Annotated in this window: 14 protein-coding genes; 4 read left to right on the plus strand and 10 right to left on the minus strand. The window is 63.6% G+C overall.

Annotated features, from left to right (window positions below; genetic code table 11):
- Positions 1-1,488, minus strand: a complete 1,488-nt coding sequence (locus O3669_RS01245; protein WP_295917676.1) for a flippase — start codon at positions 1,486-1,488, stop codon at positions 1-3.
- A gap of 59 nt (positions 1,489-1,547) precedes the next feature.
- Between O3669_RS01245 and O3669_RS01250 the strand changes: the two genes are divergently transcribed.
- On the plus strand, positions 1,548-2,195 hold the full coding sequence (locus O3669_RS01250) for a hypothetical protein (RefSeq protein ID WP_295917679.1): 648 nt from the start codon (positions 1,548-1,550) through the stop codon (positions 2,193-2,195).
- On the opposite strand, the gene O3669_RS01255 is transcribed toward O3669_RS01250, so the two are convergent.
- The 7 genes from O3669_RS01255 to purU form a co-directional block, all read right to left on the minus strand.
- A complete protein-coding gene (locus O3669_RS01255) occupies positions 2,116-3,630 on the minus strand; it encodes an O-antigen ligase family protein (RefSeq protein ID WP_371523330.1) in 1,515 nt (504 codons plus the stop codon). The two genes, O3669_RS01250 and O3669_RS01255, sit on opposite strands and share 80 nt — an antisense overlap.
- On the minus strand, positions 3,627-4,970 hold the full coding sequence (locus O3669_RS01260; RefSeq protein ID WP_371523331.1) for a glycosyltransferase family 2 protein: 1,344 nt from the start codon (positions 4,968-4,970) through the stop codon (positions 3,627-3,629). The genes O3669_RS01255 and O3669_RS01260 overlap by 4 nt, the downstream gene beginning before the upstream one ends.
- A complete protein-coding gene (locus tag O3669_RS01265; RefSeq protein WP_371523332.1) occupies positions 4,967-6,352 on the minus strand; it encodes a hypothetical protein in 1,386 nt (461 codons plus the stop codon). Before O3669_RS01265 ends, O3669_RS01260 begins: the two co-directional genes overlap by 4 nt.
- Entirely contained in the window at positions 6,349-7,257 is a 909-nt protein-coding gene (locus O3669_RS01270) for a glycosyltransferase family 2 protein (RefSeq protein WP_371523334.1), read from the minus strand. Before O3669_RS01270 ends, O3669_RS01265 begins: the two co-directional genes overlap by 4 nt.
- A complete protein-coding gene (locus O3669_RS01275; RefSeq protein WP_295921815.1) occupies positions 7,250-8,020 on the minus strand; it encodes a CDP-alcohol phosphatidyltransferase family protein in 771 nt (256 codons plus the stop codon). The genes O3669_RS01270 and O3669_RS01275 overlap by 8 nt, the downstream gene beginning before the upstream one ends.
- On the minus strand, positions 8,017-8,514 hold the full coding sequence (locus O3669_RS01280; RefSeq protein WP_295921817.1) for an adenylyltransferase/cytidyltransferase family protein: 498 nt from the start codon (positions 8,512-8,514) through the stop codon (positions 8,017-8,019). Before O3669_RS01280 ends, O3669_RS01275 begins: the two co-directional genes overlap by 4 nt.
- 325 nt (positions 8,515-8,839) lie before the next feature.
- A complete protein-coding gene (gene purU, locus O3669_RS01285) occupies positions 8,840-9,694 on the minus strand; it encodes a formyltetrahydrofolate deformylase (protein ID WP_371523336.1) in 855 nt (284 codons plus the stop codon).
- Between the two features lie 589 nt (positions 9,695-10,283).
- Here purU and O3669_RS01290 point away from each other — a divergent pair.
- Both O3669_RS01290 and O3669_RS01295 read left to right on the plus strand, forming a co-directional pair.
- Positions 10,284-12,527, plus strand: coding sequence for a hypothetical protein (locus O3669_RS01290; RefSeq protein ID WP_371523338.1), 2,244 nt, complete (start codon positions 10,284-10,286; stop codon positions 12,525-12,527).
- A 115-nt stretch (positions 12,528-12,642) separates the two neighbouring features.
- A complete protein-coding gene (locus O3669_RS01295; protein ID WP_371523340.1) occupies positions 12,643-13,149 on the plus strand; it encodes a GNAT family N-acetyltransferase in 507 nt (168 codons plus the stop codon).
- Positions 13,150-14,198: 1,049 nt separating this feature from the next.
- Here the strand turns inward: O3669_RS01295 and O3669_RS01300 are convergent.
- A complete protein-coding gene (locus tag O3669_RS01300) occupies positions 14,199-15,188 on the minus strand; it encodes a malate dehydrogenase (protein ID WP_070834996.1) in 990 nt (329 codons plus the stop codon).
- A 201-nt stretch (positions 15,189-15,389) separates the two neighbouring features.
- Between O3669_RS01300 and O3669_RS01305 the strand changes: the two genes are divergently transcribed.
- The gene (locus tag O3669_RS01305) at positions 15,390-16,421 is read left to right on the plus strand and encodes a cation diffusion facilitator family transporter (protein WP_371523341.1); all 1,032 of its coding nucleotides are present in this window, start codon (positions 15,390-15,392) and stop codon (positions 16,419-16,421) included.
- 75 nt (positions 16,422-16,496) lie between these two features.
- Here the strand turns inward: O3669_RS01305 and pgi are convergent, their stop codons facing one another.
- Positions 16,497-18,176: a glucose-6-phosphate isomerase gene (gene pgi, locus O3669_RS01310; RefSeq protein ID WP_371523342.1), complete on the minus strand. Its 1,680-nt coding sequence runs from the start codon at positions 18,174-18,176 to the stop codon at positions 16,497-16,499.
- Positions 18,177-18,205 lie beyond the last annotated feature (29 nt).

The following is an 18,205-nucleotide window of genomic DNA, read 5'->3' on the forward strand; positions in this document are numbered from 1 at the left end:
TTATCCCCGCTTTTTCTTCGCCAAGGACCCAAGTCCCGACAGGTGCAGATGCGCCCGCAAAAGCCAACAAACACAAGCAAAAACGAGGATCGACAGGGCCGACCCAAGGACCGTCCCCACGAAGGAATCGCGCCCACAAATCCACGCTATACAACCGCCCGGAATGACCGCAGAAACGCCAACAACGAGGATTGGCTTGACCACCTCGGATAATTTTGGTGTAACGCCAATGAAACGCGAAACTTGAATAGTTGCCATCGCAGCGTCAAGCACCATGCACACCGCCCACACGATCGCGGCGGCCACCATACCTCCACGAGGAATGAAGATGACGTTTCCCACAACGTTGAACGTCAGGACGACAACCTTGTTCACGGCCGCCCAGCCGGAGCGCCCGCTCATGATGAGCAGGGAGTGGATGTTGCCAGCCATGAAGGTCACGATCGAGCCGATGCACAAAACGACAAGCACGTTGGCGCCCGGTGCGAAGCCATCGCCCAAGATCCTCATGAGGGCCGGGGCGAAGATCGCCATGAGGGTGTAGATCGGCGCGGCGAAGAGGACCAGCCAGATTGAGGCGGTGGCGTACAGGTCACGCAGCTCGCTCGTGCGCCTCTGGTGCAAGAGCTTGGAGAACTGCGGGGAGACAACCACGCGCAGGGCTGTATCGACGACCATGCCAGCCTGAATAAAACGGATCGCTCCGCCGTAGATGCCCGAGGCGGCGTCCCCGGCGAGCAGGCCGACGAGCAGGACGTCCAGCCACTGCAGAGCCTGTTCGAGACCGGCGGTGAGAGTACGCGGCAGTGCGAAAGAAACGACCTGGCGACGACGCTGCGCACTCGGCCAGCGCCCCACCGAGTCCGCGGCCGACGGCATGTGCTTGAGAAGTAGCCACCAGGACGCCACGAGAACAACGACGAAGGGCAGGGCCCACGCCACCGACACGAGCGCCAGCGAGCCAGTGACAGCAGCCGCGAGCGCGACGAGGAGGGGGCGCAGGCCAGGCAGAATGAGGTTCTGCACGAGCACGTATTCGCGCATATTACCCAGCGCCCGCAGCGCGGCGGAGGCCACGAGGGTCAGCGCCCCGATGGGGACGAACCACAGGACCGCGCGGGTAGCACCCGAGACCTCCGCGTTCCAGATCAACGGTGCCACGGCCTCGAGAATGAGGACGCACACGGTGGACACCCCCACCGTCATGGTCGCCATGAAGGACAGGGTCGCGCGGATCTCCTGCGGTGAATCGAGCGACAGACGAGGCATCAGGTAGATCGCGGTCGAGTCCAGGCCCACCTTCGCCAGGGCCATGACGATCGCGAAGACACCGGTCGCCTGCGTGACGACGCCCGCGCCGGTCGTGCCCAGCATGCGCGAGAGAATGATGGTGAACGCGAAGCCCAGGATCGCCGAGGCCATGGCGCCGACGAAGCCGACGATGCCCCCGCGAGCGAGGGAACGCCTGGCTTGATTTGTCTCACTCATGAGTAACCTTCCCGCTACCGCGCGGTAGCCTTTCCCTATAACCGATCGATGGGAAACACATGGACTTCATCAACTCACTCTCCCCCGCTCGTAAGAAGAGCATCCTCGCAGTGGCGATCCTCGTGGTCGTCGCGCTCGTCATCGTCGTCGGCCTGCGCCTGATGGGTTCGTCGGAGGCCGACACGACCGCTGCCGCGTCCGGCGCACAGAGCGTGGGCCCCGGCCAATCCGGCGCCCCGCAATCCATTGCCAAGACCATTACGCCGCAGTCGGCGGGCCCGGCCAACACCACCGGCTCGATGGGCACGGACGCGGACGCCGGCGCGCAGGCCTCGTACGTCATGACCACCATATGGGACGCGTACGCCGACCCCGAGCAGGCCCAGGCCACCGACCTATCCTCCGTCCTGACCGAATCCGCGCTCGAAGAGTTCGACGCCAAGGCCCTGGAGTGGACGACCGAAGGCCTGTACTCCGAAGGCACACCCACCATCGAGAACCCGCAGGTCATCGAGGATGACGGGGCCGGAAACGTCACCGTGTCGGTGTGCGTGGACTCCTCCTCAGTGCGCATCCTGAACGACGCCGGCACGGTTCTCACGGACGACACGGCCATGACCCGCGCCCTCACTTATCTTCGGTTTGTGAAGGACGGTCAGAACTGGAAGCTTGCCGGTTACTCGTTCCCCGACGACCCGACCTGTTGAGTCGCGCCAGCATCTGAGTGGAGAAAGCCCCGTCGTTCGCGGCGGGGCTTCCCCATTCGCCCAAACGAACCGGACGCGCAGAACGCACCGTACCTGCAACGGAGCCAGGCGTGGGCCGACCCGCCTGAGCGGCGGCCGCGCGCAGCGGGTCGCTCTCCTCCTCAAGGTGACGCGACAAGAGGGCGACGGCGACGACGGAGACCATCAGGCCGGTGTTCATGCCGTAGTAGAACTGCTCGACCATCGTGGCCAAAATGATGCCGCCCAAGATCGAGCCGTAGACGTCCTTCGCGCGCCAGATGCGCGGGAACATGCGCACGAAGAAGAAAATGAACAGGGTGACGCCAACGAGGCCGTAGGAGAAGATGACCGTCCAGAACTGCCCCTGGGTGCCCAGAGCGGGCAGCCAGGACGAGGCCGAGGGGCGCGGTGCGCCAAAGCCCAGGAAGGGCGACTCAGCCAGCTCGGTGATGGTCTCCAGGTAGTTCGACGCGCGGTCCTCCGTCGAGGAGGATTCCTGGACGCGATCAAACAGAGACTTCGAGGCGGGCGTCGCTAGCCACGCGAACACGCCGACGACGAGGGCGGCGAAGATCCCCAGAACTGTGCGCCATGCACCGGCGCGCAGGCGCTGGAAGCCGACCCAGGTGACGATGACCATCAGGCCGATATACATGCCGCGGTTGAGGGTTGCAGCCGCGGGGATCACCGACAGGGCGCACACGCCCGCGACGATGAAGCGGTACTTCGAGCGTTCGCGCCACAGCACGTAGGCGAAGATCAGAGCGAGCGGGAAGATCATCGAATACACGTTGCCGTAGGTATTCGAGTAGATGAAGGGCGCGGAGGGGCGAGGGTCGGACAGGATCCACGACGAAGGGTTCCACTGGGTGGTCGCGCGCTTGGTGAACTCCCGAACGAAGTCGTTGGCGTGCAGCGGCTTCGGCACCAGGTAGTACATGAGCGTCTTAAATCGCAGCTCGGGCCACGCCATGGCGATGAAGCCGCCGATCGTCGTGGAGGTGAGGAAGCCCCACATGGTGCCCACGATGACGCGCACGCTCAGGGTCTGACGCGCGTTATACGCGTAGACGGCGAAGATGCCCGGCGCAAGCTGCAGCGAGAAACGGTAGAGCGCGCCGATGACGCGACCGCCCGAGTCCAGCATCGACATGGAGGCGAGGACCCACGCCAGGAAGAGCGTCCAAATGATCGTTCCTGGCGGGAAGCGCAGGCCACTTCGACCGAGCATCAGCACGAGCATGATGATCGCGAAGAACGACCACATGAGGTCGCCGGAGCCCAGCACCCACCACAGCAGGTACGCCGCGTAGGCCACGACAAAGGGCCAGGCCGGCAGGTCCTGCACGTCCTCCCGCAGCGGCCCGATACGCGCGGGGGCCGGTTTCCTCCAGATTCCGCGGCCCCAACTCACGCGCCGGGGCTCCCTTCGGGGCTGGCGTTACCCTCGGACGAGGCCTGGGCAGGCGCGGACGCATCCGGCGCGGTCGCGCTGGCGGTGCCCTCCGACTGGGTGGGTGCCTTGGGCGCGCCGAGCCTGTTGTGTCGGCGTGAGGACAGGTAGAGGAAGGGGCCCTCAAGGAAGCCCTTGATCTCGGACCTGGTCAGCGAGCCGGGCGTATCGTCGTCGGCGCCTGCCACGCGGGCCCCGCCTGGCCTGATGCGCTTGAGGACGGCGGGGACACGGCACAGGAGCGTGCACAGCACGGAAGGCTTTTCGATGATCGCCTTGGTCAGCAGGGCAGCCATGCCGGAACCGTTGCCGCGGATCTGCTTGTCCAGGCCGACCTCGTCGACGCGGTGACGGTGGTGGACGAGAGCGTCGGGCGTGTGCACGATGACGTCGCCCGTGGCCAGGATGCGCGCGAACATGTCGAGGTCTTCGCCGCCGCGCGTGGCGGTGCCGGCGCCGAGAGCGGGATCGAAGGGGCCGACCTCCATGAGGACGTCACGGCGCATAGCCATGCACACGCCGGCGCCCACGCGCGCGGTCGTGATCGGGAAGAGGGGGCCGCCCTCGCCCTTGTCGCCCAGGGCCTCCAAGCCCTCCGGGATGTCCCCGGCGGCCCACACGCGCGGTTTCATGTCCTTGGGGAAGCCGCCGCGAGACTCGAACCAGCGCTGGGGCTTGTAGCGTTCCTCGAGAGGCAGAGCGATGCCCGTGGTCGCGGCCACGTACGGCGAGGCCGTGAACGGGTCGATCATGGCGGTCAGCCAGTTCGGGTCGACGATCGCGTCGTCGTCGGTGAAGACGATAACCTCGCCGCGCGCGGCCAGCACGCCGCGGTTGCGAGCGCGCGACAGGCCCGGACGCGAGGCGGGCACGATGGTCATGCGGGTGTCATCGATGCTGGCAAGCTTTTCGCGAGTCTGGCCGGTTTCTGGAGCGTTGTCCACGACGACCAGGGAGAAGCGGTGGTGCTTTTGCGCCAGGATGGCGCGCACAGCGTCCTCGAGCATGTCGCACGAGCCAACGGTGCACATGATGACGGTGGCGTCGACCTTCGCGCCGGCGCCTTCCTCCCAGCCGCGCGGGCCAGCCGCTTCGACGCTGGAGACACGCGAATTGAATTCTGGGTGCGTCGTACCGTCGATCTCGATGAAGTCGGAGTTGCGTCCGTTGTCGCGCACCAAGACGAGCGCGCGCGTCGCCTTCGGGTCGCCCGAGATGAGCTGGGTGACGCGGGCGGTGCGGTCAACGTGCCAGATCGACGCTGCCTTATCGTCGATCTCGAGGGTCTCCTCGGCGCTCATTTCTGATCCTTCGCTTCGGTGGAGTCGAGCTTCTTATGAACCGTCGTCATTTCGGTGGCCTTATCAGGACGGTTATCCGCGGGGTAGGCCGCCATGTTCTGGGTTTCGTCCGGGTCGGCGGGGTGCTTCGGGGCGTCCTCAGGTTCGATGACCTCAAAGCCGGAGCCGTCCTCGTCCGTGTCCGCAGCGGAGGCGCTGACCTTGCTCTCCAGGTAGAGCATGCCGTTGACCTCGCGGTTGATGAGCGCGAGCTCGTCGAGGAGGCCGTGCAGCTTCTTGAGGTCGTGGCCCTTGCGCACGGCGATGAGGACGTGGCGGGAAGGGCGAACCTCGTCGAGGAGGGAGGCCAGGGGCTGGTAGATGTCGATAAGGCGCGGGGCGGGCACGCGGGTCTCGGCCAGGGAACGCGACAGGACGCGGTGCAGCTGGCGGGCCTCCGGGTCGGAGGCATCGGTGATCAGGTCGACCCAGTGGTCGCGGTCGATCGCCATGGCGAGCATGCGAGTGGGGGCCAGCCACGGCTCGGGCGTCCCGTGCTCGGCGCTCCACACGGGCAGGGCCGTCAGGTCGGCCAGCTGCGTGGCCGAATCCAGGCTGCGGGCGCGGGTCTCGCGCAGGAGCATCATCACCAGCCCAGCGAAGATGCCGACAACAGTGAAGATCAGGACGAGGCGGGACTTGGCGGGCTCGACCTGGTCAGCCGAAGCATCGGCGCTCGTAATCACGAGGCCAGCACTGGCGTGGTAGGGCTCAAACTGCGCCGCCTGCTCCTTGAGCTTGTTGATGTCGGCGGTCAGGCTAGCGGCCCGCGGGTTCGATCCCACGACCTCGCCGTCCTCATCCACGACGGGATCAAGCCCGGCGAGCTCAGTCTCGAGCTTCTCGATTTGCTCGTTGATGCCAGCCGCCATCTCGTCCGCGCGCTGCTCAACGAGGGCGGTGCGCTGCTTGAGGTAGGAGTCAGAGATCGCGTCAGCGGCCTTGATGGCCTCCTCGCGGGTCGGCGCCGAGTACTCGATCTTGACGATCGTTCCGTTCGTGTCGCCCGACACCTCCATGTTCGCGCGCAGGTCGGCTGCGGTCACGCCGCCTCCGATCGTCGCGGCCGCGGCGTCCAGGACAGCGGCGGACTTCGCAATGCCCTGCTCGGTGACCATGTCCGTCGTGTTGGACAGCGACGCGCGAACTGCAGGCGCGGGGGTCAACGTCGGAGAGGTGACAGTCATCGACACCGTCGCCGAGTGGGTGACGGGCATCGCGAAGGCAGCGCCGACGCCTACAAGAACGCCTGCCACAGTCCCCGCAGCAATCGTCCTCCAGCGACGCCCCAGGGCATGACGCAGGATCTGCTGGCCGCCCGTGGGCGGAGGGGTAAGGATCATGACTGTTCTCCTTGGAGGTTCGAGCGCACCCACGCGGCACGCGCATTCAGCCGCCGTTCGAGGACACGGCGGGACGTCGAGGGTCGAGACGCGACCCCCTGAGTGTAGACCTGAACGAATCGGTCGAGCTGGCGCTCGGCCTCATCGCGAGGAAGCGATACGAGGGAGACGAGGCGAGGCAGCTCCTGGCCCGTCAGGTGCGCCGACAGCTGCGCGAAGGCCTGGGCCTGCTCGGGGTTCTTCCACGAGTCGGAGCGCCACGCCTTGTTGCCGGTGACCTGTCCGGGGTGAATCCGGTACAGCAGGCCCCAGGAGGCCAGTCGGCGGATACGGCCGCCCGCAGAGGCGACGCGTATCCACAGGTCGTAGTCTTCAGCGGGAACGCTACGGTAGCCGCCCACACGGTCGATGATGTCGCGCGTGGCCAGCATGGTCGGGTGACACACGGGGTTGGTGAGCAGCAGATGCCAGCCCATGTCCTCGGGCGTGATCTCGTAGGGCATGCGGGGCACCGGGCGGGAGCCGTGCAGCTCGATCATCTGCGTGAAGACCATGTCGTCGCCGCGCTCGATGGCGCGCATCGTACGCGTAAAGCGCTTCTTGAGGGACACGTCGTCGGCATCCATGCGGCCGACCAGACGCGAATCCGTGCGCTCCATCAGCTGGGTGAGGACGCGCGAGACGCCGCCCTCGCCGGGCGTGATGTCTTCGATGCGCAGGCGAGGATCGACCTCCCCGCCCTTCGACGCACCGCGGATCGCCTCTCCGACCGTCGAGTCGGAGGAGGAATCGTTGCCCACGACCAGCTCGGAGTCCTTGGGCATGGCGGCCAGGGTCGAGGCCACGGCACGCGCGATCGTGCCCGCGGCGTTACGCGCGGGCAGGATGACGGACAGCTCAGGCACGACCATCCCCCTGCTTGGCGGCCGCGTCCAGCGCACGCAGGTCGCGGTAGCGGCGACGCAGCGACATCGACGAGTGCGCAACGGCCACCGCAGCCAGGAAGGTGTAGAACACCATGAAGGGAGCTCCCAGGCCCCACAGGGCGAAGGACCAGCACACGACGCCCGGATCGGTGGGCAGCAGGATGAACGAACGCAGGTTACCGCCGCGCGTCTGCTTGCGGCCCGCCGCACGCACGAACTGCTCAGCCAGGATCTGGCTCATGAACTGGCCGGACGTCACCCACCCATAGACGAGCGCAACGACGGCCAGCCACCACGACTCGGGGCGGTAGACCATAACGGCCGCCGCGGTGCAAAAGTGGATCGCGGGGGAACGGAACGCGTCAGCGACGTGGTCCACCCACTCCCCCGTCTTCGACGACGCGCCCGTCACGCGCGACACCTGGCCGTCGGCGGAATCGAACATAAAGCCGACCGCCAGCGCCGTGCCCACGATCAGGCCGCTCCACCACGCGGGTTCGAGCGCGACGAGAACGATGAGGCCCAGCGTCGAAAAGCACACGGAAATGAAGCTGACGAAGTTAGGGGTCCAGCCGAAAGCCGCGCAGGCGGCCGCAACGACGCGAGCGGCGCCACGATTCACCCAGCGCATGTACGCGGGAACACCCGCGCCTGGCTTCTGGGCAGCGGCCAGCGCACTGCGATACGTCGTAAAACGTGTGCCCCACGAGGAGCCCGGCTCAAGCACGACGGGGAGACTCACTGCGCCTCTCCTTCCGCCGCCTGATCCGCGTCCGGGGCCGGAGCCTCGTCAGTGAAATCTTCGGGCGCGATGAAGCGGCGTAGCTTCGTCGACGACGTCGACGGCGTGTAGGGCAGATAGACGACGCGCGCGCCGACCTCCGCCATCTCTGCTTCGAGCTGAGCGCCCTTGGGGGTGTCCTTCCAGTCATCTCCCTTGAAGAGCACATCGAAAGGCTGGAGGCGCCACGCCAGGCGCTTGTCCTGATCCAGGTCCACGACCACCGCGTCCACGAAACGCAGCGACGACACGAGGTCGCAGCGCTCCTTGAGGGGAATCACGGGGGCGCGGCCCTTCATACGAATGAGGGCCTCGTCGGAGGTCACGCCGACGACCAGGCGATCGCAGCGCTCGCGCGCCGCGCGCAGGATGTTGAGGTGTCCCTGGTGGAACATGTCAAAACCACCGGGCACGTAGCCGGTAACAGGAGTGCGTTGCTGAGTCGTTTCGTCCACGTAACAAGTGTGCCATTTATCAGACGGTCAACGCGACGCTTACCCGCTAAATGACCGAAAGATCACGTCTCAGCGTTGCCCACCAAGTGACAATCACTTTCGCGGAAGCGCGCAATCACAGGCAAATATGACCGCCTGGCCGCACGCTTTCTGGTGACAGGGCACGACACGCCGAGCCTGGCCTCTCCGGCTTGAATACAACCTAGGCGCACCCATCCGCGCAGGTGACGAGGCGCCCACCGCGAGAGCCAGCCAAGGCCTCGTCGATGGGCGCCACGCTCAGCCGACGCGCGAGGCGAACGTTTGACACCCCGCGCGCCCAGCGTCAGCGCGAGAAGACGACCGTGCGGTTGCCGTTCATCAGGACGCGGCGCTCCGCGTGGAAGCGGACGGCCTGGGCGAGGACGCGGCGCTCCACGTCCTGGCCGAGGGCCACCATGTCCGGCGTGGAGTCGGCGTGGGAGACGCGGGTGACGTCCTGCTCGATGATCGGCCCCTCGTCGAGGTCGGCGGTCACGTAGTGGGCGGTCGCGCCGATCAGCTTGACGCCGCGATCGTGGGCCTGCGCGTAGGGGCGCGCCCCCTTGAAGGAGGGCAGGAAGGAGTGGTGGATGTTGATGACGCGGCCCTGCATGGCGCGGCAGACCCCGTCGGAGAGGATCTGCATGTAGCGCGCCAGGACGACGAGCTCCACCTTTTCGGAGGCAATGAGGTCGAGGAGCTGGCGCTCCGCCTGGGCCTTCGTGTCCTTCGTGACGGGGATGTTCAGGAAGGGGACGCCGTAGAACTGGGCGACGGGCGCCAGGTCCGGGTGGTTGCCAACGACCGCGATCACGTCGATGGGCAAGCCCTGCGTCTGCTGGCGGTACAGGAGGTCTGTGAGGCAGTGGCCTTCGCGCGACACCATGATGATGGTGCGCAGCTTGCGGCCCAGGTCGTCGACGCGGTAGGTGGCACCGAATTCTTCGGCGACGCTGGCCAGACCCTCGTCGATGGGCGCGCGGCCCTTCGGAGAGTCAACCTCGACGCGCATGAAAAAGGTACCCGTGTCGGAGTCGCCGAACTGCTGAGACTGGATGACGTTGCCGCCGGACTCGCCGATCACGCCGGTCACGGCGTGCACGATCCCGGGGCGGTCCGGGCAGGACAGGGTCACAACAAGCTGCGCGTTTTCAGTCATGGGAGCCAGTCTAGTCAGGTTCATACCCTTCAACGAGGCCGGGGCAGGGTTTGCGGGGGACGCCACGGGGTTGCGGGGTGGGGTTGTTGCTGGACGTGGCGAGGTCGCGTCGTTGCGGGCGGGTTTGCCGCCTAAGCGGGCACGATTGCCGTTTCGCGTAAGTTTCACGAGCCGCCAACCCCAGCGACCTAGTTTCACGCGCGTTTCACGCCTGGCTAGCCCGCCCCTGCCCCAATATTCCTGAGGATGCGCGCCCGAGCCGCGGCCAAATAGCGCCGACCGGCACGAACGCTGGCGCGTCGGCCCGATAGGTGGCACCCTTAACCCCTCAATGCGCACGTTAACCCCATAGGTGGAGCGTGGGCACCCCTGCCAGCACTTCCACCAAAGGGGTTAGCGCTCCAGTTATGGGGCCCAGGTAGCCACCCATCGGGTCCTGCTGCCACATTCCACGCTATATAACTGCAACGCCAGGAACCCTCCCGGACATTCGCTTGACACCAAAGCTGCCCAAGCTTTCATGTCGGGACCAATTCCCTGGACAGGCTGCTACGATGCGAGGCAGTGAACCCAGACCAAAGGAGCCAGCATGGTCCCCGCCGACGACGCGCAAGAGCCTGAGCCCACGACGCCTCAGATCACTGCGGGCAACAAACCGCCGACAGCGAGCTCCGATAGCAGTGCACGGCTGACCACAATGCCCGCTTGGCTAATGCATTGGTGGACCCCACTAGCTATTGCTGAAGGGCTACTGCGCTGGCCCCTCTTGCTCGCAATCTTCTGGGGAGGTCAACCCCATTGGCCATCATCAGGAGCGATGAAACTATGCGTAACGATTGTCGGAGCAGGTCTAGCATTCTCGGCCTGGCAGCAGAGAAGCCACGATAACGTGGTCAAAGAGAAGCAAGAACAGGCGACAATCGAACGCGATGACTACTGGAAGCGCCGCGAGCACATTTTCCATCTTCTCGACTCAAAGAATCCTGGCCTACGCCTCGGTGCAGTTGCACTACTCGCAGAATTGGCCGACTCTACACAACACAGCAAATTACTAAATGACACTGAGATCCGACAGCTTCACCAACACATCATCAACACCCTTTGCCTCCAAATTCGCCACGAGGGCCTAAACCTCGACACCGAAGGCAATGAACAAGAACACGCCGAAATCCAACGTGTAATTCTCGACGCCATTCTGACTCGAATTAACTGCGACAACACGAACAAATCCGAAGCAGCAGATTGGTCCAAAGTTCACATCCGCCTCACTGACACACATTTCCTAACTCCCATTAGAATACAGAACATAACGACTCACGCAACGATCGATCTTAGCAATTCAAATCTCGAACACAAACTGCGAATTTACGACTCTAAGATGGGACACATCATGTGGGTCAACACAAACTTTAAAAATGGAGCAGAAATCGGACAGCACGATAAGCCCGTCACCATTCAGATTGATGAAATACCACGAAATATCAGCAGAGGCTTATTCCAAAACACAACATTTATAACACGAGAACCAATATTGACGATCAGACCAACCCCTGAGCGGGAGAAATGTGCCCCATCGCACACAACAGAGTTCAGGGAGTGCATTTTTCTCAACAGAAACTGCCCTTACCAAAGCGAATGCGATTACCACGCCCATAACATTGCGAATGGCTCTAATTGTCAAGTCGCGACACAATGCAACTGCCCCACTACCTACTCAGAATCAAGTATCACCATAACGGACATTGCGTACAGAGAACAAAATAGATTTAGCGAATACATATTTTATAAATGCCAACTTAATTCAGTCAAACTCGACCTCACACACACAGAAATAGGGTTCACCCTTGAGGAATGCAGGATCAGAAACGGCCTGAAATTCGTTTTTAACAACAATGACCAAAGGGCATATCACGCTAGATACCCGCACGCTCCCCTTCGCGAACACCCTCAAGACACACCAAACTTCATAGTCCAGGGAAATATCTTTAATGCACAGCAGAATGAACCACCGATAACAATCTCTTTCAAAACACCTTTAAATATCGAACTTCCCTCCATTCCAATTAACTTCGACAACAACTATATTGTCAAACCAGAGGCTTTTGATGAGATAACGCAAACCAGACTTGCTGAAACTCCCAAAAAAATCCACCAACTACAATGCATACAACAGAATCAAGGTGCGAATTATTTTCATTTTGAAGATGCAGACGCCAAGGAATCTAAAGACCGTTATATCGAACCATGGGATACCGGTACTTATCGAGCCCCCATTTTATCCGCATCAGCCTGCACTTTACCTTCTCAAATGCAGCCAACTCATATTCAACAAGCATCAGATCATGACCTCGAGCTGCTCCGTCAAAATGCCGCTACAATGAGAGACGTCGCCGACGCAATACCTCTATATACGGACACGCTCAATAACTTTGCAGATGAGCAAGACGCTGCGAGCAGCTTTAAGAACGGCTCCTGCTACATTGTCACATCAGTTGAAACCACAAGCAATCCTATTTTAATTCTTGGCTCTTTCACATTGTCATCTACTCCCGTACGCCATTACGCGGATACTAAGCTAAGTTGGCGTTCGTCTAGTCATTTCCTTGTCATTAGCAATATAGCACCTATCAATGGGCGCGGAACAGCACGAGCCATTCTCGACTACGCTTCAGAGCACGCAGACTACTTGCGCAGTGATGTGAACGCAAGCAACATTCTGTTGCGTCACGCACTCGAAGTATTCGGTTTCAAGGAGTGCGGTACATTTACAGCAGATGACGGATCAACACGGATTGCATATGACTGGATCAAAGAGCCTGATCCTCAGGACTAAGAATACAGGTACTTACTACCTAGGCAATGAGATTGCGACCGGCCTTTGATGCTTGTTATGGCCGCATTATCGGTATATTTGGCAGCAAGCGATGGTCCACAGATAGGGTGATGGTATGCAGGTTCGAATCGTTTCCCCTGACGACCTCGAGTTTATCGAGGGGGCGTATGAGCATGCCCGGGCTTTCATGCAGGCGAATGGGAATGCGACTCATTGGCCCGACGGGTATCCGGGCCGGATTGACGCTGAGGAAGACATCGCGCGCGGGCACTGCTTCCTTGTGTCCGACGACGAGGGGCCACTCGCCGTCTTCTCTTTCACTCCCGGGCCAGACGAGACCTACGCGTCGATCGATGGCGCGTGGCATTCCGACGCCGACTACCACGTGATTCACCGCGTGGCCGCGGTACGCGGGCACGGCGTTGCTCGGGCGATCTTCACGTTCACGGCTTCGCACGCTGACTACCTGCGCTGCGACACCCACGAGGACAACGCGCCGATGCGGCGCGCGCTTACGTCCTTCGGATTCCGCGAGTGCGGCACGATCACGGTCGCCAACGGCACGCAGCGCGTCGCCTACGACTGGCTCAGGGACGCCCCGGCTTGCACAGCAACACGCTAGGCTCACGCCCTCGAGCGCTTGCCCGACAATCTCGCACGTAATTCTTCAACACCCCACACTCGAGAGACCTCAGAAACCGCGGAATTTCAACGTTGTGATTTCAAATATTGAAGGAGCCTCAATAGAATTACGTGCGACTTTTCCGGTGCTGCACCCGTTGAGGAGCGTTACACCCGATCAGAACAGGTGCAATGCTCACTGATCGGGTGCACGCCCTCATCGACGACAAGCTCTATCGCGGATACGCTTCGTAGGAGGAATGGACACCACGACTAAGCCCCATCCCACACACCGACGCTCCCGCCAACGCCGCATATCTGAGTCCCAAGCACCGACCACGAGGCACACCCATAACGGTGCAGCATCCATTCCGCCAAAGTGCAGACCCATTGAGCAAAAACAGCCAAATTTCGTGGAATTTTGGTGAATGGGTCTACGGTTTGGCGAAAGCCACCGCCTGGAACCACTACGCACACACCCATAAGCCCACACAGCCCGCTTCTAGCAACAGCTGACCACACTCAAGCTTGTTCCTAAGTGGTGTTACACCACTTAGCGGGGCATTACACCAGTTCGGAGATGGTGCAATGCTCCCTAACTGGTGCAATGGGCCCCAACTGGTGCAGGGCTGCCCGGCATGGCTCGCTGACATTTTGTTGGAGTAACTATCGAGCAGATCTTGCCGCGCGCAGGCTTGTTGCTCAGTAGCGTTGCACCACTTAGCGCAGCATTGCACTGGGTAGTAAGCAGTGCATTGCCGCGCTATCTAGTGCAATGCCTCGCTATCTAGTGCAATGCTGCCGCACCTAGTGAATTGCTCCATGATGCGGGTCTGCCGCACGTCACCGAGGTGCCACGACGCGCCACGTTCACATACAAAACCCGCAACAACACTGCCCGACCCCACAACAACCCCGCACACACACGGGCGCACGACAAGCCCACACCCAAACACACCCGCACACACAACCCGGCATACAAGCGGGCGCGCGCCCGGCCAATCAACCGGGCGCGCGCCCTTCCCACCAACCGCCACGAGGGCGGTAGCCTCACTTGATGAAGCCGAGCGCCTTGACGGCGTCGTACTCTTCCTGCAGGGCCTTGATGTTGTGGTCGATTCCGGCGCGGGTCGCGTCGGAGATCTCCAGGCCGTCGACGACCTGCCACTCGCCACCATCGGAGGTGACGGGGAAGCCGAAGTTCAGGCCGGCGGGGACGCCGTAGTGCGTGCCATCGGACATGACACCGGCGGTGACCCACTCACCCTCGGGGGTACCGTGGATCCACGAGTACATGTGGTCGATCGCGGCGTTCGCAGCGGAGGCGGCCGAGGAGGCGCCACGCGCCTCGATGATGGCGGCGCCACGCTTGGCGACGGTGGGACGGTAGTAGCTGGACAGCCACTCTTCGTCCACCAGCTCGGTCGCGGGCTTGCCGGCAACCTTCGCGAAGGAGACGTCCGGGTACTGGTCGGCCGAGTGGTTACCCCACACGACGACGTCCTTGATGTCGGCGTTCGCGGCGCCGGTCTTGTGGGCGAGCTGCGCGATCGCACGGTTGTGGTCGAGGCGCATCATCGCGGTGAAGCGCGACGCGGGGACGTCCGGCGCAGCGTTCTGGGCGATGGTGGCGTTGGTGTTCGCGGGGTTGCCCACGACGAGGACGCGCACGTCGTCGGCGGCGCCGTCGTTGATGGCCTTGCCCTGGGGGCCGAAGATGCCCGCGTTGGCCTCGAGCAGGTCGGCGCGCTCCATGCCGGCGCGGCGCGGCATGGCGCCCACCAGGTAAGCAACGTTGGTGCCCTGGAACGCACGGTTCACGTCGTCGAAGATCTCAACGCCGGCCAGGGTCGGGAACGCACAGTCGTCGAGCTCCATCGCGGTGCCCTCGGCGGCCTTGACGGCCTGCGGGATCTCGAGCAGGTTCAGCTTGACGGGCACGTCCGGGCCGAACAGCTGGCCGGAAGCAATGCGGAACAGGAGGGCGTAGCCGATGTTGCCGGCTGCGCCAGTGACGGTGACGATACGAGGTTCTGCCATGAGTGGCGCTCCTTTACAGTCCTGTGGGCGTGTGCCCTTGCAGTCGCGGGGTTCCCCGCGCTCTGTCTTCTAGGATACGTCGTCCGTCACACTCAGACCCGGGCACCCAGTCCCAGGACAACCCACCCAAGCAGTGATCTGCGACATACCAAAGGGGTGGAGCTCTCCACACAGAACCCATTTCGAACGTACAGTAGGACCATGTCCGACAACCGTCCCAGCCCCTCCCCCAGCGCCGGATCCGCGCGAGAATCGGCCCCCGCCTCGTCCCATATTGACGAGGCCGTGGCTCACTCCCACAATCACGTGCACTCTCCGGGCGCCGGGCACGGCGCGCACTCGCACGATCACTCTCATTCGTCGGCGTCTGCGGCGCGCCTGGGGTGGGCGCTCGCGGTCACGGGGGCGGTCGTCGTGGCCGAGCTGCTCGGCGCCTTCTGGTCGGGCTCCCTGTCGCTGGCAGCGGACGCGGGGCACATGGTCGTGGACGCCTCCGGCCTCGTTATCGCGCTGATCGCCACGCGCCTCATGCGCCGCCCGCGCGACGAGAAGCACACGTGGGGGTGGGCGCGCTCCGAGGTCTTGGCCGCCGCCCTGCAGGCCGGCATGCTCCTCGTCATCTGCGTCATGGTCGCGTGGGAGGGCGCGTGGCGCCTGGCATCCCCGCCCGAGGTCGAGGCCGGCCCCATGCTCCTCGTCGGCGTCGTCGGCCTGGTCGCGAACGTTGTGTCGTTGGTGATCCTCGCGGGCGGGCGCGAGGCGAACCTCAACATGCGCGCTGCGTTCCTGGAGGTCGCGAACGACGCGCTCGGCTCTCTCGCGGTCATTGCCGCGGCAGGGGCCGAGTGGGCGTTGGGGTGGACCCGCGCCGACGCGATCGCCTCCCTGCTCATCGCCGTCCTCATGGCACCGCGAGCGCTCACGCTCCTGCGCCGCTCCGTTGCGATCCTCATGGAGCAGGCACCCGCCAGCGTGGACATGGCCAAGCTACGCGCGCACATGCTGGGCATCGACGGCGTGCAGGGCGTGCACGACCTGCACGTGGTAGCCGTCTCCTCTCACCTCGTCACCGTCACGGCGCACGTGACTGTCACGCACGAGGCCGACGGTCCCACACGCGACCGCATCGTCCACGAGCTGGGCGAATGCGCGTGCCATCACTTCCCCATCGCGCACTCCACGTTCCAGCTCGAATGCCCCGAGCACGCGAGCCACGAGCACATCGAGCACTAAGCGACACCTCGTCCCCACAAACAGCGAGGCGGCGGGAGCTTCACGCTCCCACCGCCCCCCAAGGATCAGATGCGATTACTTCGTGCGATTCGCGCGGTAGTACTCGATGAGAGCGCGGGTCGACTGATCCTGCGCCTCCGGGGCCTCGGACGAGCCCTCGATGGCGGGGAGGATCTGCTTGGCCAGGACCTTACCCAGCTCGACGCCCCACTGATCGAAGGAGTCAATGCCCCACACGGCACCCTCGACGAAGGTGATGTGCTCATACAGGGCGATCAGCTGGCCCAGGACCGACGGGGTCAGGGACGGAGCCATGATCGACGTCGTGGGACGGTTGCCGGTGAACACGCGGGCGGAGACGATGGCCTCGGGCGTGCCCTCAGCGCGCACCTCCTCGCTGGTCTTACCGAAGGCCAGGGCCTTGGTCTGGGCGAAGAAGTTCGACAGGAACAGCTCGTGCATGTCGGCGTCACCATCACCCAGCGCCCACGTCGGGTTCGCAAACGCAATGAAGTCGGCGGGAACCATGCGGGTGCCCTGGTGAATCAGCTGGTAGAAGGCGTGCTGGCCGTTGGTGCCGGGCTCGCCCCAGAAGACCTCGCCGGTCTCGTAGGTGACGGGGCTGCCGTCGCGGCGCACGGACTTGCCGTTGGACTCCATGGTCAGCTGCTGCAGGTACGCGGGGAAGCGGTGCAGGTACTGGGAGTAGGGCAGGACGGCGTGCGTGTCGGCGCCCAGGAAGTTTGAATACCAGACGTTGAGCAGGCCCATCAGCAGGGGCACGTTCTTCTCGGGTGCGGCCTCGGCGAAGTGACGGTCCATCGCGTTGAAGCCGGCGAGGAAGTCGGCGAAGCCCTCGGGGCCGATCGCGACGGCCAGGGAGGTACCCACGGCGGAATCCACGGAGTAGCGGCCGCCCACCCAGCTCCAGAAGCCGAAGGCGTTGGCCGGGTCGATGCCGAACTCGGCGACCTTGTCCAGGGCGGTGGACACGGCGACGAAGTGCTTGGCGATGGCTTCCTTCTCGGAGGCCTCGTCGGTGACCAGGCCGCGCTCACGCAGGGCGTCGAGCAGCCAGGCGCGCACGACCTTGGCGTTCGTGATGGTCTCGAGCGTCGTGAAGGTCTTGGAGGCGACGATCACGAGGGTCGTCTCGGGGTCCAGGTCCTTCGTGGTCTCGCCCGCGTCAGTGGGGTCAATGTTGGAGATGAAGCGGCATTCCAGGCCCTCCTGCACGTAGGGCTTGAGGGCCTCGTACGCCATGACGGGACCCAGGTCGGAGCCGCCGATGCCGACGTTGACGACCGTCTTGACGGGCTTGCCGGTGATGCCGACCCACTCGCCGGAGCGGACGCGGCGGGCGAAGGCGTAGACCTTCTCCAGGACCTCGTGCACGTCGGCAATCGCGTCCTGGCCGTCCACGGTCAGGGAGTCGGTCGCGGGGCGGCGCAGCGCGGTATGCAGGACGGCGCGGTCCTCGGTGATGTTGATGTGCTCGCCCGCAAACATGCGGTCGCGCAGGTCCGCCACGCCCGTCTGCTCGGCGAGCGCGAGCAGGTGGTCCAGCAGCGTGGGGCACACGAGGTTCTTCGACAGGTCGACGTGCAGGTCGGCGGCCTGGAAGGTGAACTTCTTCGTGCGTTCGGGGTCATCCGCGAACATCTTGCGCAGATCGGGCTCAAAGGTGTCGGCCAGCTGGTCGAGCTTGTCCCACGCGGGGGTCATCGTCGGGTCGATCACGGGGATATCACTCATGGGTGCTCCTGACAGTAGGGATATGTAAC

It is taken from the genome of Pauljensenia sp. 20925_1_34, assembly GCF_041432775.1.
Lineage (GTDB): Bacteria > Actinomycetota > Actinomycetes > Actinomycetales > Actinomycetaceae > Pauljensenia.